The following is a 16,673-nucleotide window of genomic DNA, read 5'->3' on the forward strand; positions in this document are numbered from 1 at the left end:
TGCTGGATCGTCCAGTTCATGGACGGCTCGGGGCGGGGGCGACTGTCGACTGCATGTTTGAGAGGGGATCTCACTTGGCATTTTCACGTCACTCCCGCCGCGCCCTGCTGATCGGCGCCAGCATCCTGCCCGCGGCGCTCGCCCTGCACGGCGCCGCCCTGGCCCAGACCTCGGGCGACAAGGCCGACGACAGCGTCGGCGAGATCGTCGTCACCGCCTCGCGCATCGACCGCGCCGGCTTCCAGGCCCCGACCCCGACCGTGCGGGTCACCGACGCCGACCTGGCCGTTGGCGCCCGTCCGAACATCGCCGCGGCCCTGAACGACCTGCCGCAGTTTCGCGCCACCACCTCGGCCCAGACCACCGGCACCAACACCGGCGCCGGCAACGCGCCGCTCGACCTGCGCGGCCTGGGCATCAGCCGCACCCTGGTGCTGATCGACGGCCGCCGCTTCTCGGGCGAGAACGACCTGAACGTGGTGCCCAGCGTGCTGGTGAAAGGCGTCGACGTCGTCACCGGCGGCGCTTCGGCCGCCTGGGGCTCGGGCGCCGTGGCGGGCGTGGCCAACATCATGATCGACCGCAACTTCACCGGCGGAAAGCTGGGCGTCGAGGGCGGCATCTCGTCCTTTGACGACGCCGAGCAGGTGCGCGTCGAAGGCGCCTGGGGCACGGGCTTCGCCGACGGCCGCGGCCACTTCGTGATCGGCGGCGAGTTCCTGAACAACGAAGGCGTGGTTCCCAAGAACAGCCGTCCCAACATCGGCCGCTGGGCCACCGTTCCCAACGGCGACGGCCGCTACAAGCTGGCGCCTGACGTCGGCTTCTCGAACGCGGCCTATGGCGGCCTGATCATGTCGGGCGTGCTGAAGGGCAAGGCCTTCAATCCCGACGGCAGCCTGCGCGACTTCGACTACGGCACGGTCAGCGGCGCCAACTCGATCGGCGGCGAAGGCCCCTCGAACGACGACCTCTCGCCGCTGGTCACGCCCCAGCGCCGCTATGCGACCATGGCCAGCGTCACCTACGACCTGACCGACAGCGTCAAGCTGACGGCCGAGCTGCGCCATTCGCGGATGTGGAACGACTACGTCTGGTTCGGCGACCACAACCGCGGCAACCTGACGATCAAGGCCGACAACGCCTTCCTGCCGACCGCCGTGCGCACCGCCCTGGCCAACGCCGGCGAGACCCAGTTCACCATGGGCCGCTTCAACAGCGACCTGTCGTACTCGACCATCGACTTCGAACGCGTGGCGACGCAAGGCACGATCGCGCTGGACGGCGCGTTCGGCGACGGCTGGCGCTGGAGCGCCTACTACAGCCATGGGGAGAACGAGAACAACATCGACACCCCCGGGTTCCTGCTGACCCAGAACTACGCCAACGCCGTGGACTCGGTGATCAACCCGACCACCGGCCAGGCCGTCTGCCGCGTCGCCCTGACCAACCCGACCAGCAACTGCGTGCCGATCAACCTGTTCGGCGAAGGCGCGCCGTCGGCCGAAGCCATTGCCTATGTCACCGGCACGCCCAGCATGCGTGAGACCAGCAAGATCGACGTCGGCGGCTTCAGCCTGCGCGGCGAGCCCTTCGAACTGCCGGCCGGTCCCGTCTCGATCGCCGTCGGCGGCGAGGCCCGCAAGGAGTCGGTCGACCGCTCGGTCGGCGCGCTCGACACGGCCAAGGCCTTCACCTCGTTCAGCTTCTCGGCCATGTCGGGCAGCTTCACGGTCAAGGAAGCCTTCGCCGAAGTGCTGGTGCCTGTCGTCCGCGACGTGCCGGTGCTCAACAAGCTCGAGGTCAACGCCGCCGCCCGCATCAGCGACTACGACACCACCGGCTCGATCTGGTCGTGGAAGCTGGGCGCGACCAACGAGTTCTTCCCGGGCTTCCGGGGCCGCATCACCCAGTCGCGCGACATCCGCTCGGCCAACCTGACCGAACTCTTCACCACCAGCACGACGGGCTACAACACCATCGTCGACCCTGTGACCAGCTCCAGCGTCTACGTGCTGACCAACGGCGGCGGCAACCAGGCCCTGCAGCCGGAAACGGCCAAGACCTTCACGGCCGGCTTCGTCTACTCGCCGCCGCAGATCCCCGGCTTCAACGTCTCGGTCGACTACTACAACATCGACATCGACGACGTGATCACCACGATCGGCGCCCAGGACATCGTCACCCGCTGCGCCGCCGGCAACCAGGACATGTGCTCGCGGATCACCCGCGACAGCGCCACCAACGCCATCACCCGGATCGTCTCCACCTACGTCAACCTGTCGAACTACAAGACCGACGGCGTCGACGTGGAGATGTCCTACTCGATGGACGCCTCGCGCGTGCATTCCAGCCTGGACGGCCGCCTGCGCCTGCGCACGGTCGGCACCTGGGTCAACAACCTGACCACCGACGACGGCGTCAGCGAGATCGACTACGTCCGCTCGCAGGGCTACTCGTTCGGCCTGGGCGTGCCGGAGTTCCGGGTCGTCAGCAGCCTGGACTATTCGGGTCCGGTGTTCGGGGCCAACCTGCGGGCCCGCTACATCTCGCCCGGCAACTACAACAACACCGTCGATCTCGTGAACGGCCACATCAAGGCCTACACCTATGTCGACCTGGGCGTGCGCGCCAAGCTGCCTGAGTTCAATGGCTACAACGTCGAGCTCTACGCCAACGCCACGAACCTGTTCGACAAGGAGCCGCCGATCGGCTCGCTCTACTCGCCCTACTACGACGTCATCGGTCGCTACGTGACCCTGGGCGCGCGGATGCGCTTCTAGGGACGCTAAGGACCTGGCGCGCGCCGTCGCCCCCGCCGGCCGCGCCAGACCCCAGCGAGGTCCGGAGCCTTCCCCCAAGGCTTCGGACCCGGCCGATACCCGCGCCGCCGGCCGCACCCTCCGGGCCGGCGGCGCCTCACCCCCTCGATTGGTGATTTCCCCATGATCTCACGCCTTACCCTGGCGCTCGCCCTGATGGCGTCGAGCGGCGGCCTCGCCATGGCCCAAAGCGCTCCCGTGGCCGCCGTTCCGGCCGCCATCGTCGCCGACGGCCTGCCGCCGGTCCCGCAGGAACTGGTCTCGGCGACCACGCCCTATCTGCAGGCCCGCCACGCCAACTTCCTGGGCTGGAACCCGGCCGACCGCTCGATGCTGATCAAGACCCGCTTCGGCGGCACCGACCAGGTGCATACGGTGGCGGGTCCGGGCGCCGATCGCCGCCAGCTGAGCTTCGAGGCCGAGCCGATCCTGGCCGCCGCCCTGTCGCCGGCCGGCGACGCGCTGGTGGTGCAGAAGGACGTCGGCGGCGACGAGTTCTACCAGCTCTACCTGCTGGTCGACGGCCGCCCGCGCCTGGTGACCGACGGCAAGAGCCGCAACTGGTTCGGCGCCTGGTCGCCCGACGGCAAGCAGGTCGGCTACGCCTCCTCGCGCCGCAACGGCGCGGACATGGACCTCTATGTGGTCGACCCGCGCGATCCCAAGACCGACCGCCTGGTCGCCAAGGTCACCGGCGGCGGCTGGAACATCGCCGACTTCTCGGCCGACGGCAAAAAGGCCCTGGTGCTCAATCGCATGTCGATCAACGAGGCCATGGTCTACGAACTCGACTTGGCCAGCGGCGCGATGGTTCCACTGACCGACCCCAAGGCCAAGGCCTCGTTCGTCGATCCCCACTACGCCCACGACGGCGCGGTGTGGCTGACCTCGGACAAGGACAGCGACTTCCTGCGCCTGGGCCGCCTCGACGCCAAGAGCAAGGCCTTCGTTCCGGTCAGCAAGGAAGCGCGCTGGGACGTCTCCGACTTCGCCCTGTCGCCCGACGGAAGCTTCGCGGTCTACGCCATCAACGAGGCGGGCGTGTCGCGCGTGCGGGTGCTCGACCTGGCCAGCGGCGCGGTGCGCACCGTCGACGGCCTGCCGGGCGGCGTCATCCCCTACAGCATCGGCCCGGCCATCGAGATTTCGCCGTGGGGCGACATCGGCCTGTCGATGTCTTCGGCCAAGGTCGCCGGCGACGCCTTCGCGATCGACGCCAAGACGCTGAAGGTCACCCAGTGGACCCACAGCGAGACCGGCGGCCTGGACCCCGCCAGGAACGTCGAGCCGCGCCTGGTGGAGATCAAGAGCTTCGACGGCGAGACGGTCTCGGGCTTCCTCTACCAGCCCGATCCGGCCAGGTTCCCGGGCAAGCGCCCGCTGATCGTCGACATCCACGGCGGTCCCGAAGGCCAGACCCGTCCCGACTTCCTCGGCGGCAACAACTACCTGGTCAACGAACTGGGCGTGGCGCTGTTCTTCCCCAACGTCCGCGGCTCGTCGGGCTACGGCAAGCGCTTCGTCAATCTCGACAACGGCCCGTTCAAGCGCGAGGACTCGGTCAAGGACATCGGCGCCTTCCTCGACGCTCTGTCCAAGGAGCCGGCCCTGGACGCCGACCGTTTCGCGGTCAACGGCGTCTCGTACGGCGGCTACATGTGCTACGCCTCGGCCACGCACTACAGCCCGCGCCTGAAGGGCGCCAACTGCTACGTCGCGATCTCCAACTTCGTCACGTTCCTGGAGAACACCCAGTCCTACCGGCGCGACCTGCGCCGCGTGGAATACGGCGACGAGCGCGACCCCAAGCAGCGCGCCCAGCTGATGAAGATCTCGCCGCTGACCAGCGTCGACAAGATCACCATCCCGCTGCTGGTGGCCACGGGCGGCACGGACCCGCGCGTGCCGGCCTCCGAAGCCGACCAGATGATCGCCGCCGTCCGCGCCAAGGGCGGAGAGGCCTGGCACCTGCTGGCCAAGAACGACGGTCACGTCTTCCGCAAGAAGGAAAACGCCGACTACTACTTCTGGAGCAGCATCATGTTCTGGCGAAAGACGCTGTTGGGCGAATAGCGTCGGACAGGTCAGGGAAGAGCAGGGCGCGGAACCACGGTTCCGCGCCCTGTTTCGTTGGGGCGAGCGTCGGTCAGAACGCCCAGCGCAGGCCCAGCGACGCCGCCTGGCGGCCGTTGTCGCCGAAGGCGCCGTCGTAGCCGCCGAACACGGTCAGGCCGCGCGACAGGTCGTAGGCCGCGCCGAGGCCGAGCGTGGCCAGGGTTCCGTCCTGGTCGAGGCCGGTGACGGACGACGGCGTGGCCAGCCCGACCAGCGTTCCCGAGGCCCGGGCCTCGTCGCCGCCGACCCGCGAGCGGAAGCCGACCGCGGCGTAGGGGTGCAGTCGTTCTCCGGCGGCCTGGCCGCCGATCAGCTCCAGCCGGCCGTCGACGAACCAGTCGGTGCTGGTGTCGCCGGCCACCGCCAGGCCGAACGCGCCCCCGCCTTGCTCGACGAGCGCATCGCGGGTGACCGCGACATAGCTGGCGCCCAGCCGCGGCCGCAGCGTCCAGCCGTCGTTCAGTCGGGCCTGGTAGGAGAGTTCGACGTCGGCGATCCAGCTTTCCAGCTGATAGCCGCCGCGCGCGGTGGTCCCGGCGGCGCCGGCGGTGCGACGGGTCTCCAGGTCGGCCTTGTTGCGGGCGGCGGTCGCGCCGATCTGGAAGTCGCCGAGCCGCAGTCCGCCCTGGGCGCCGACGACGAAGCCGTCGGACTGGGTGCGGGCGTCGAGACCGGCGATCCGCTGGCGGCCGTCGAGATAGCCGACGAAGGCGCCGATCCAGGCCGACTTCACGCCATAGCCGACGCCGGCCAGGCCGCCGCTGCTGTCGATCTTGCCGTCCGCGACGCCGGCGGCCGCGTCGCCGTCCAGCTTGCGCCGACCGGCGATGGCCTGGCCGAAGCCGAACAGGCCGGGCGCATCGGGCGCGAACCGGGCCTGGCCGCGAGCGGCCTCGGCGATCGACAGGCCGTCGTCCGTGGCCAGGCGCACGGCCGAGGCATAGGCCTGGGGCGTGACGCGCAGCAGGGCGACAGGGTCGCTGCGGTAGGTCGCCTGGTCGGTCAGGGCCGGAAGGGCGGCGGCCAACGGGGCGCCGAGGCGATCGGCGACGAGGGCGTCGTTGAAGGTCGTGATGACCTGCGAGGCCTGGGCCGAGAAGGACGGGCTGGTGGTGAACAGCCCCAGCGCCTGCACGCGGGTGGCGGTGCTGCGCAGGTAGAAGCCGTCGGCCTGGCCGCCCTGGACGGTGGAGAACGATCCGGAGACGCCGCCGGCGGCGACGATCAGGTCGAGGGTCCTGCCCGGCGCCAGCACGGCCGAGCCGGCGAGCTTCAGGGTCGCGCCCTGGGCGATGCTCAGGCGTCCGGAGATGACCAGCTTGTCGACGGCGGTCGGATCGATCTCGAACAGGGTGGTCGAGCCGGCGGCGAGGGCGACGTTGCCGGTCACCGTCATGGTCCCGGGCGAGGCGCCGGGGCTGAGAACGCCGGAGACGGCGATGTCGCCGACCACGGTTCCGGCCGAGCCGAAGGTCGCGCCCTGGGCCACGGTGATGGTCGGGGCCGTCAGGGTCGAACCGGCCGCGCCGATCAGCCGTCCGCCCGAGACCTCGATGCGGTCGAAGGCATGGCTGCCCGACACCGAGCTCGTACCCGAGATCAGGCGCAGCGTCTCGAAGCCGCTGAACGGGGCGAGGTTCAGGGCGGTGGGCGCGGCGTCCGTGCCGGCGACCGTGAATTCCAGGCGATCGGCGCCCAGGCCGCCATTGGCCGTGCCGGTGAAGGCCGCGCCCGTCAGGCGCAGCACGTCGTCGCCCGAGCCGAGATCGACGGCGCCGCCGAACGCGCCGTTGATGGTCAGGCTGTCGGCGCCGCCGCCCAGGCCGATGGAGGCGACCTGGCCGTCGACGACCACCGTCTGGGCGCCGTCGCCGCCGTTGAGCGCGCCGACCGTGAAACCGGCCAGTCTCAGGTTCAGGCCGCTCGCCGCCAGGTCGATGGTCTCCCACGACTGGTCGAGCGTCAGGTTCAGGGTTCCGGTCCCGGTCGCGGCCAGGCGCTCGAAGCCGGCGCGGGCGTTCAGTCCGGCGCGGTCTCCGCTCAGGGCGACGATGTAGGTGTCGGTTCCCGCGCCGCCGTCGACGGTTCCGCCCACGGTCGAGCCCGCGCCTTCGGTGAAGCTGTCGTCGCCGTCGCCCAGCAGGACGTCGCCGGCGATCGAGCCCAGGTTGACGACCGTGTCCGCGCCGCCGCCGAGCGACACGCCGCCGGCGATCGCGCCCGCGTTGGTCAGGTGCTCGGCGTCGGCGCCGCCGGTGAAGGTGAAGGTCCCGGTGGTGGACAGCGCCGCGCCCGCGCCGACGCTGGCGAAGACGCCGTCCAGGCCGATGGTCGCGGTCTGGAAGGCGCCCGAATAGTTCAGGACCCCGCCGCCGATCTGGGTGAAGCGTTCGAAGTTGACGAACTGAGCGCCGTCGATCGAGCCGCCGCCGGTGGAGTCGATGGTCAGGGTGTCGAGACCCGCGCCGCCGTCGACCGCGCCGTTCATCAGCCCGCCGACCCACTGCACGAAGGTGTCGTTGCCGGCGCCCAGTTGCACGGCGCCGACGATCGCGCCGTAGTTCTCGATCACGTCGTCGCCGGCGCCCAGATCGATCGCGCCGGTGATCATGCCCTCGTTGCGGATCCGGTCGCCGCCCTGGCTGGTGCGGATGGCCGCTTCCTGGCCCGTGATCTCGCCCGTATTGACCAGGCTGAAGACCGTGCCGGAGTCGGCCTGGATCGCCGTCGCGCCGGTGCTGGCGATCAGGCCGCCGTTGACGACGCTCATGCCGGCGAGGCCCGAGGCCTGGACGGCCGGGCCGGCCGTCCTGATGGTTCCGCTGTTCTCGATGACCGCGGTCTGGCTGACGCCCACCGAGCGGCCGCCGCCCGCCAGCTGGATCAGCTCGCCGGTATTGACGAAGCGCTCCAGGTCCGAAACGCCCGTGGCGTAGTTGAGCGCGATGGTTCCGGAGTTGATCGCCTCGCCCTGGCGCGCGACGCCGCCGGAAACTCCGACAGGCGCGGTGGAGGCGTTAGACAGCCCGTTGACGGTCATGACGCCGGCGTTCTCGAACGTCGACTCGCCGGCCAGCTGAACGCCTTCGACGTTGTAGTAGCTCAGCGTCTGGTCGACGGTCAGGGCGCCGCGGCTGACGACGCTCACCCGGGGAGGGGGAAGCGAGCCGCCAAGCGGATCGACATAGGCGTCCGCCCGGCTGTAGCTGATGTAGATCAGCGGCTGGTTGGTGGTCCCGTTGCCGAGGTCGGCGGTCAGATCGACCCGTCCCTCGCCGCCCAGCGCCAGCGTGGTGTTCAGCGGGGCGGCCGCCGTCAGGGTGAGGGTCGCGTCGTTGTCGAGCTCGTAGCCCAGGGTTTCGAAGCCGGCGACCGGCGCCAGGATAGCGGCCGCGTCGGCGCGGACGCGCAGCACCAGGGTGTCGTCCCCGTCGTCGGCCACCACCGAGCCGGTGACGTTCGTGAACCGTCCGTCGACCAGTCGCGACAGGTCGGTGATGTAGGTGTCGCGTCCGCCGCCCAGGCGGATCGACCCGTTCACGACGCCGCCGTCGTCGATGAAGATGCTCGTCGCCGCGTCGCCCCAATAGCCGTTGGAGACCAGCACGACGTCGCCGTTCAGGGTTCCGGCGTTGCGGATGACGGTGTTGTCGCCGCTGGCGCGGTAGCCGATCGAGGCGGTCGCGCCGCTGATCACCCCGCCGGCGCGGTTGTCGATGATCGAGAAGCTCCCGGGATCGACGCCCACGCCGTGGCTGCTGGCGATCTCGCCTTCGTTGACGAACAGGATGTCCGACAGCGCCAGGCCCGCGGTCTTTCCCTCGATCGTGCCGCTGTTGGTCGAGGCGATGACGCGCGGCAGGCCAGAGCCGCCGGAGGTCAGGCCGACGCCGTCGGTCGAGCGGATCAGGCCGCTGTTGTCGAAGGCGCCCCGGGTGACTTCCAGCGCCGTGTTCGTCGCGATGATCGAGCCGCTGTTGTGGAAGCGGACGCCGCCAAGGCTGCCGAACGGGTTGCCCATGATGGCGGAGACGCCGTCGCCGCCGGTCGAGACGATGGAGCCGGTGTTGGTGAAGCTGGCCAGCGTGCCCAGCACGATGGCGTAGGTCTGGCCCCGGGCGTCGGGGCCGGTGAAGGTGGTGGTGATGGCGCCGTTGTTGGTGAAATCCAGCTGGCTCTCGTACAGCGCGGTTCCGTAGAAAGCCTGGCCCGCCGTCGTGACGTCGCCGTCGATGACCAGGCCGCCGATGCCTGCGACCGTGAGAAACTCGCTCGACGAGCCGCTGATCGTGGCCACAGCGCCCTTGCTCAGCACGAGGCCGTGGCTCTGGAAGTTCTGCGCGAGGCCGGCGTTGGACAGCAGGCCGTCCAGGTCGATGTCGCTGGAGACGGCCAACTGAAGGGTGTTGGTCCCGCCGCCGCCGTCCAGCACGCCGCTCACGCTGCTGAGGCTCAGCGTGGCGGAATCGACGGAGGCGATCACGCTGTCATTGCCCGCGCCCAGCCGGACGTCGCCCTGGACCAAGCCGCCGGCGAGGTCGAGATAGACGCCAAAGGGCGAGGGAGAGCTGCTGACGACCGAGCCGACGATCAGGCCGCGATTGATCAGGGTCAGTCCGTCCGTCGCGTTGATCGCCACGGGACCGGCGCTCTCGATGCGGCCGGACTCCTTGTTCTCAATCTGCCCGATCTTCCCGTTGATCGCCGCGCCGGCGCCGGTGTTGATGATCTGTCCGCTGTTGACCAGGCCGCCGTAGACGGTGACGCCCAGGTCGATGGTCGCGGCCGCGCCCGACGAGCGGAACACGCCGCTGTTGTCGAATCTGGCCGGAAGCGCGGCCCAGACGCCCGAGGAGGGCGAGAAGCGATAGGCGCTGCCGGTCCCCCCGTCGATCGTGCCGGCGTTGATCAGGCTCTGCACGGCGGCGTCGACGCCGCCGATGAACCCGCCGGCCCGGTTCTCCAGGACCAGGATGCCGGTGCGGCTGGTGTCCGCGCCGACGATCGCCGCGCCGGTGCTCGAGGTGATCGAGCCGCTGTTGGTGATGTTGGCCCGTACGGGGCCCGAACCGCTCAGGCTGGCGTTCAGCTCCAGGCCCGTCCGCCCGCGAATGACGCCGGTCTCGCCGACGGTGATGTCGACCAGGTTGGAGGGCGGCCAGGACGAGGAACCCGTCGCGCCGGTCGTCAGCAGCACGCCCGTGGCCGCGCCGCCGTCGACGGCGCCGTTGACGTTCAGGGTCGCGCGGCCTTCGCCGAAAGCGGGGGTGCTGGCGGTGAGGGCGGCCGGGGCGGTCCCGGCGTCGAGGGTCGCGCCGGCGGCGATGTCGACCCGTCCGCCGGTGACGACCAGGCCGTTGGCGGTCACGCCGGTGCAGGTGACGACCGCGCCGCCCGCGCCGGGAAGGCAGTCGGCAAAGGCCGGGCCGCCCGCGGCCGCAGCCGCAGCCAGAACCAACATGCTGCCGCCCAGAAGATTTACGCGCGCAGACCGATAAGCCGTCCGTTTCACAAACACTACAAAGCCCCCGGAAAATCACCCTGGGGTCGTGTAGCTTTGCCGTATCTCAACGTCCAGCTTCACCTGCCTGGCGATCCGCCGCCCCCGCAGGCCGCGCCGTCGGCGACACTGCGCACGAAGGTCCCCAAACGCGGAAGCCTGCACATCGACACGACGGCGATCGCTCGCCGTATCGGGCGCCATGGCGGCCCGGGAGGAAGGGTTCAAGCTGAATGATTTCAAAAGGTTATTCTGTCTTACCGAAAATCGCTCCTCATTGAAAAATAAGGAGAATTTCGGCCCGCTGACTAACCGCTGGAGGCCCGTTTATCCTGTCGCTCAAGGGCCTCTTTGCCGTCGTTCGCCGCAGTTTTGTCTAGCCAGGTGGTGGAGGGAGGCGGGGTAGGCGACGGGATCGGCAAACAGATCGGCAACCAGCGGTCGAAAGGGCGATTTGCTGCGCAGAAAGCCGATAAGAATCAGCAAGCTAAACGCTGAAAATTGGCCGTGAAAGATCGGCAAAACATGCGTTCACTACGGTAGCCGAGACCGACAGATCGTTTGGGGGAACGCTAGCAGTTCGAATCGTACCCGGCGCGCCACTTCGGTTTGAAACTGCGAACTTCGATAATCGCCGTGGTTTCGCCCGATGAGGCGACCAGCGTTCGCAGCAAATCGGTTCGATTTCCCATTATTTGGATCTCTTTCGTCGAAAGCACCTCGACGCGCTGAGCCACGGCGCGGACGTGTTCGCGGCGATATGAGCCATCTTCGGCGCGAAGGCGCTGCTTGGCCGCCTGGGCGAAGGTTTCGAGCTTTTGAGGCGTCAGGCTTGGCCCCAGGCGCTCGATGGCTGCTTCGGCCCTGTCAGCGTCCGCGCGGGCCTCGTCGCGTATGGCGGCAAGCTCCTTCATGCGCCCCTTGAAGTCCTGGTCGGCGGTGTCGGCCACCCCGTCCTCAATCGCCTCGTATAGGCGAGCGAGCTTGGCGGCCGCTGCGGCCGCCCGCTGACGAAGCTCGGTGACGTGGGCGTGGCGACGGTCGATCCACTCGGCCCGACGGTCCAGGACATTCCCCAGCAACACCTCCAGGCGCTCGCTGTGTAGCAAGCGCCGCTCCAGATGATCGACGACGGCGTCGTCGAGCTTGTCCATGGGTACGGTGATGCCCGCGCAGGCATCCTTGCCCATCCGGGCCTTGGTCGAGCAGGTGTAGTAGCGATAGGCCCCGTTCTTGCCGGTCCGCAGGGTCATGGCCCCGCCGCAGAGCCCGCAAAAGCAGATACCGCCCAAGAGCGTGCCGGCGGCTACAAAGCGCGGGCTCATGAATGAATGGTGGCGCAGGCGCAGGGAGTCCTGAACAGCCTGGAATTCCTCGGCCGAGACAATGGCGGGCACGGCGCAGATGGCGTGCTCCTCGACGGGGAGCCAGGTTTTGGTCTTGTGGTCCCTGGCGTTGAAGTGGTGCTCGCCCTTGTAGGTGGGGCGATTGAGGATCTTGTGGATCGCGTCGATCCCGAACCGCCCGCCATCGCGTGTGCGGACGTTGTTGTCGTTGAGGTGGTTGCAGATCGCCTTGAAGCCCATCGGGCCGCAGCCATCGACGCCGAAGAGGGCGAGCTTGAAGATCAGGCGGATCTTCTCGGCCTGGATGGGGTCAATCTCCAGCTTCTTCTTGAGCTTGGCTCCGCGCTCCTCGGCCACGACGACGCGATAGCCCAGCGGCGGGCGTGAGCCGTTCCAAAACCCCTGACGGGCGTTCTCCTTCATCGCCCGCAGGGTGTGCTTGGCGTTCTCACGCGACTGGTACTCGTCGAAGAGCGCCATGATCTTTCGCATCATGGTGCTCATCGGATCATCGCCCAGCTCCTGGGTGATGGAGACCAAGCGCACGCCGTTCTTGGCCAGCTTGCGGAGGTAGAACTCGAACTGAAACTGGTCGCGAAAGAAGCGCGAGAACGAGTGGACGATGATGAAGTCGAAGGCCGCAGGCTTGGCCAGGGCCGCTTCGATCATCGCTTGGAAGGATGGCCTGCGGTCGTCGGTGGCGGTGTTGCCAGGCTCGATGAACACTTCGCCCACGACCCAGCCCTTGCCGGCGCAATATGTCTCAAGCTGGCGGCGCTGGTCGGGGATGGAAAGATCGCTCTCAGCCTGACGGCCGGTCGAGACACGCAGGTAAAGGGCCGCTCGCGACGCTGTGGAGGCCTGTTCGGGGACCATCACGTCGCGCATCGGGAAACTCCTGCTCTATCTGGGGAGATCACCGAAAAGTTCGTCGAGCACGTCGGCGAAGAAGGCCTCGATGATCCGGGCTTCGTGGTCCGTCACCGGCACGGCCTGGGGCCAGTTGTCGGTGACGCTGATGGGTTTGCTTCGGTTCTGTCGTGGGGTTCGGCCGCTTCGCAAGGAGGCCCCGGGCCGAACTGCGCCCAGCTGCGGCGAAACTGTACCTACAGCGTAGGAAGCAGCGTCTCGGTTAGGTGGGTGACGGTGGTCCGGCGTAGGGCGAGGTTCACGGGGCATAGCCAAGCGTTCCGTGTGAAGCGGAACGCCAAGCCTCGATCTAGGGCGGGCGGGCCTCAACCACGGTTAGGCCGCTGTTCACGCACTTCCGTCCCTACCTGCCCGCACCGACCATTCAATCCAGGCCTCCAACACGAGGGGGCGGCTGCAATCCGGGCAGCGCATGGCGGCGAGATCACGCACAGCGCCGGTCAGGAGCAGGTTAGCCGGTTCGTTGTCCTCGGGATCGACCAGCCGGGCCGCAGCGGTCACCTTGGCGGCGATCTCGGTCGGGGTAGCAGCGGCGACCTTGGGCAAAGCCTCGGTGAGCTCGTGCCTTTGGCGGAAGAGGTCAGGGAGCATGGCGTCTATGCGGGCCATTTCCTGGCCCTGCGGCAGCGCAAGCTGTTGCTCCTCGGTGAGATTGAGCCAGTTGTGGTTCTGAAAGACGTCGCTCTCTAGATCGGCCCAGCGGTTCACGAGCCGGCAAATCCGAAGGTCGAGCGCGACGAACGTCCCGAAGCGCATCAGGGCGCTATCGGCGGGGAGCGAGGCGCTAGCGCCGGTGCTGACCGCTACAGGTGCAGCGGCCGCCGCGCCCATTACGGTTCGTCTGGTGAGGTCAGGCAGGCGCGCACGGTCGCCGCCCGTCTTTCGACGCGAGCCCATGGTCAGAATCCCAAAACTCAGATTATGATTTTTCTATCATGTTGGTCGCTTCAAATCAATAGAAAATAATCAAGCGAGTAGGAAATCATCAAAATGCTCACCAAGGAGCAGATCAGGGCCGCTCGCGCACTCCTCGATTGGAGCCAGCCGATGCTGGCCGAAGCCGCAAAACTGTCGCTACCGACCATCAGCCGTATGGAAGGGGCTCTTGGACCGAGCCGCAGCACCGCCGCCAACGTTGAAGCAGTTCGGCGGGCATTTGAGGATGCTGGTGTTGTTTTCCTAAAGACCGGGGAACCCTCGCCGGAAGGTGGCGCTGGCGTTCGCCTTAAGGCCTAGCGGTTTAGCCGCAGGGTGGAACGGCCCGCTCAGACTAAACTGCTTGCCGCATACTTTGGGCCTTGAGAAATTGCCTGCTCCGATGGGACCTGACGGTCATCGGCTCGCCCGCCCTTCTTCCACTAATCACATCGAGACGCAGTGCGGGCGTGCGCCTTCCCGCATGCGCTAGCCACCCATCATGTGACGTTCTGCACAAACTCCGACCTGCCGAGTTGCAATGGTCAAGCTTAGCTTCACCATTGAGGATGTCACTTTGCTTAGAACCTTCCTGATTGCGACAGCACTCGTCGCGATGATCCCCGCTGGCGCAACCGCTGCACCAAAGCTTTCAGATGCGCAGATCAAGAAGGCGATCATCCAACAATCGATCGCCAACTACCCGGGGAGCTGCGCCTGCCCTTACAACACCGCTCGGAATGGTAGCTCGTGTGGTGGCCGTAGCGCCTATAGCCGTGGCGGTGGCTACGCTCCCATGTGCTACCCATCTGACGTCAGCAAGGCTGAGGTTGATGCGTATCGGCGCGGAAACTGATCGCCGATCCCGCTACGCGACTATGCGCCAACGGCGATGCCTTCCGTTTCTTGGGTCCTGAAGTTGATTTGGGCGGCCCAGTAGGGCCGCCCTCCATTTCATCATGCTTGCTTGGTTCGCGCCTTGGCCGTCGGTGGAGCAGCCTTAGCCTTGCAGTCAGCTAGGGCCAATTCCGGCTAGTGAAGGCCGACGGCTTCGACCTCAGCTCCCCCAAACCTGATTGAGAACCTGCGCCACTAGAGCGGCCTTATCCTGCGGAAGGAACCGGCCATAGTGCTCGGCGATGGTGTCAGGCGTGTCCTGGATGGCGTAGCTGGCCTGCTCGTAGGAGCCCGTCTGCTTGAGGACGTGGGTCGCCAGGACGTCGCGCACGTTGTGCGGGCCGTGCGGTAGCAGCCCCTCTATGGCGCCCTTGCCGGTGTAGGGGTTGTAGATCCCGTAGCGCTGAATGATCGAGCGCCAGGCCTCATAGAACTTGTGCTGCTCGTAGGCCCCGCTGTTGCTCTTGTTCTTCACCGTCTTGACGAAGAAGGTGCGCGGATCGGGCTGGGCCTTCAGCAAGGCCTTCCGGTCCAGGCGTAGCCAGACGTCGATCTCGTCATAGAGGCCCGACAGGTCCGGCAGGATCAGCCGCAGCGGGCTCTTCCTGAAGAAGGTCGATCCGGCGTTCTTGAAGGCTACTGCGGGCACGAAGACCTCCCATCCGTCGTCCCGGTCGCTCCATCGCAGCTCGCCCCTCTTGAGGGCTTCTAGCTGGCGCTCAGGCGTCGGGCTGCGCCCACGCGGGACGACGAGGAGCTGGCGGAGATTCTTTTGCCGGAGCCCCAGATGCAGGCCCATGCGAATCATCAGATAGCCCCGCGTCGCCTCGGCGGCGGCTACGGGAAACCGACGCCGATCTGGCCGGCGCCGGCGAACCTCCTCGGCGATCTTGCGATACTCACCTAGTGGGCTGTCGGCCTCCAGAATGGTCAGGATCGGCTCGAACGGATCGCGATGCACCCGCGCCACCCGATCGACCTCCTTGGCCCTGACGATGGCGTGGCGGTGGATGGTTTCGCAGACGCCTTCCCAATCCTCGGTAGCCGCCACGATGTCGGCTGGGGTGATGAGGCCGGCGATGGGGCGCAGGTAGCCGGCAAGGTGCGGCGACTGGCGAAGCCAGCCGGTGCCCTCGCGGGTGAGGCCGGCGACGACGGTGAGCATCTCGCTTTCCCACCGGGTGAAGAACCCGCGCTTGATCTCTCGCCAGCGCAGATACCAATCCCACACGGCCGGGAAGAGCAGGACCGCGAAGGTCATGCAGCGGATAGGCGCGCCATACCCGCGAACCTCGCCCTCGGGGCAGGCCGCCAGCGCCCCAAACAGGAGCCCCAAGTGCTCCATCTTTTGGTTGGCCGTCTCGTCGTTCCATACGCCGTTACGGCCCCGGCCGCCGGTCGTCAGGGTCGCGGTCTTGAAGAGCCGCAGGTCGCGGGCTTCGGTATCGAGGATAATCGGCGCCCGCTCGGTCTGTACCGGTCTGCCGGCCTCGGGCTCGCCGCTGTCGGACAAGCGCTCCTCAAGTGGTCGGGGCTTGGGGAACGGCAGCGGCGAGGCGCCCTCCGAGAACCGGAACGAGAAGCGATGGAGGACCGCATTGGCGTGATAGCGCCGATAGTCGGTGGCGCCGGAGATAATCACCGTGCGCACCCAGGCCAGGATCTCCGCTCGCTTGGCCCTCGGGAGCAGGTCGAAGTCATCTGGCAGGTGCCAGGCCAGGCGCCGGCGCTCGACCACGGAGAGTTTTTCCAGCCCGCCGCCGGTGATCATCCGGCCGGGGTGAGCGAGCTTGGAGGAGAAGTAACCATCGGGCAGGCGATAGCGCCGCTCAATCGCCTTGAGGACGCGAAGGCCCGTGGCGCTGCGCGGCTCCTTCTCGCCGCGCTTCCATGTGTAGAGGGTCTGGGTGTCGATCTTGAAGCCCTGGGCGGTGATCGCCTTCTGCAGTCGGTAGACGTTCTCCCCGTGTCGCTCGACATGGAGCTGGAAGGCATCAGCGAAGTCGTCGGGGTCTTCCCACTCGGTCCATAGGGGCTCGGGGTACATGACCACGGGCCGTCGCTTGTAGGGTCTCCTGGTCTTGCTTGGAGAGGCTTCGGTCTCGGTCGCTTGGGTTGCAGCTGCGCCCGTGGGCGCGGTCTTGAGTT

The 16,673-nt window shown here is 67.6% G+C and carries 8 protein-coding genes; 4 read left to right on the forward strand and 4 right to left on the reverse strand.

Features of this window, described 5'->3' with window-relative positions; all coding sequences use genetic code 11:
- The first annotated feature begins 74 nt into the window (after positions 1 to 74).
- A complete protein-coding gene (locus DDF62_RS03065; RefSeq protein WP_116487750.1) occupies positions 75 to 2,783 on the forward strand; it encodes a TonB-dependent receptor domain-containing protein in 2,709 nt (902 codons plus the stop codon).
- 162 nt (positions 2,784 to 2,945) lie between these two features.
- Positions 2,946 to 4,895 carry a S9 family peptidase gene (locus tag DDF62_RS03070; RefSeq protein ID WP_208866816.1) on the forward strand — a complete coding sequence of 650 codons (1,950 nt, stop codon included), beginning with the start codon at positions 2,946 to 2,948 and terminating at the stop codon, positions 4,893 to 4,895.
- A 73-nt stretch (positions 4,896 to 4,968) separates the two neighbouring features.
- Here the strand turns inward: DDF62_RS03070 and DDF62_RS26450 are convergent, their stop codons facing one another.
- From DDF62_RS26450 to DDF62_RS03085, 3 genes are all read right to left on the reverse strand, one after another.
- Complete coding sequence (locus tag DDF62_RS26450; protein ID WP_116487751.1) at positions 4,969 to 10,398, reverse strand: autotransporter domain-containing protein; 5,430 nt, start codon at positions 10,396 to 10,398, stop codon at positions 4,969 to 4,971.
- A gap of 611 nt (positions 10,399 to 11,009) precedes the next feature.
- A complete protein-coding gene (locus DDF62_RS03080) occupies positions 11,010 to 12,671 on the reverse strand; it encodes a recombinase family protein (protein WP_116487752.1) in 1,662 nt (553 codons plus the stop codon).
- Between the two features lie 369 nt (positions 12,672 to 13,040).
- Complete coding sequence (locus DDF62_RS03085; protein WP_133244875.1) at positions 13,041 to 13,610, reverse strand: hypothetical protein; 570 nt, start codon at positions 13,608 to 13,610, stop codon at positions 13,041 to 13,043.
- Between the two features lie 93 nt (positions 13,611 to 13,703).
- Between DDF62_RS03085 and DDF62_RS03090 the strand changes: the two genes are divergently transcribed.
- Together DDF62_RS03090 and DDF62_RS03095 are read left to right on the forward strand one after the other, a co-directional pair.
- Positions 13,704 to 13,949, forward strand: coding sequence for a helix-turn-helix domain-containing protein (locus DDF62_RS03090; RefSeq protein WP_116487754.1), 246 nt, complete (start codon positions 13,704 to 13,706; stop codon positions 13,947 to 13,949).
- A gap of 220 nt (positions 13,950 to 14,169) precedes the next feature.
- Positions 14,170 to 14,484, forward strand: a complete 315-nt coding sequence (locus tag DDF62_RS03095) for a hypothetical protein (protein WP_208866817.1) — start codon at positions 14,170 to 14,172, stop codon at positions 14,482 to 14,484.
- Between the two features lie 201 nt (positions 14,485 to 14,685).
- On the opposite strand, the gene DDF62_RS26005 is transcribed toward DDF62_RS03095, so the two are convergent.
- Positions 14,686 to 16,572 carry a hypothetical protein gene (locus DDF62_RS26005; protein WP_116487755.1) on the reverse strand — a complete coding sequence of 629 codons (1,887 nt, stop codon included), beginning with the start codon at positions 16,570 to 16,572 and terminating at the stop codon, positions 14,686 to 14,688.
- Between the last annotated feature and the right edge of the window lie 101 nt (positions 16,573 to 16,673).

This window comes from Caulobacter radicis (assembly GCF_003094615.1).
Lineage (GTDB): Bacteria > Pseudomonadota > Alphaproteobacteria > Caulobacterales > Caulobacteraceae > Caulobacter > Caulobacter radicis.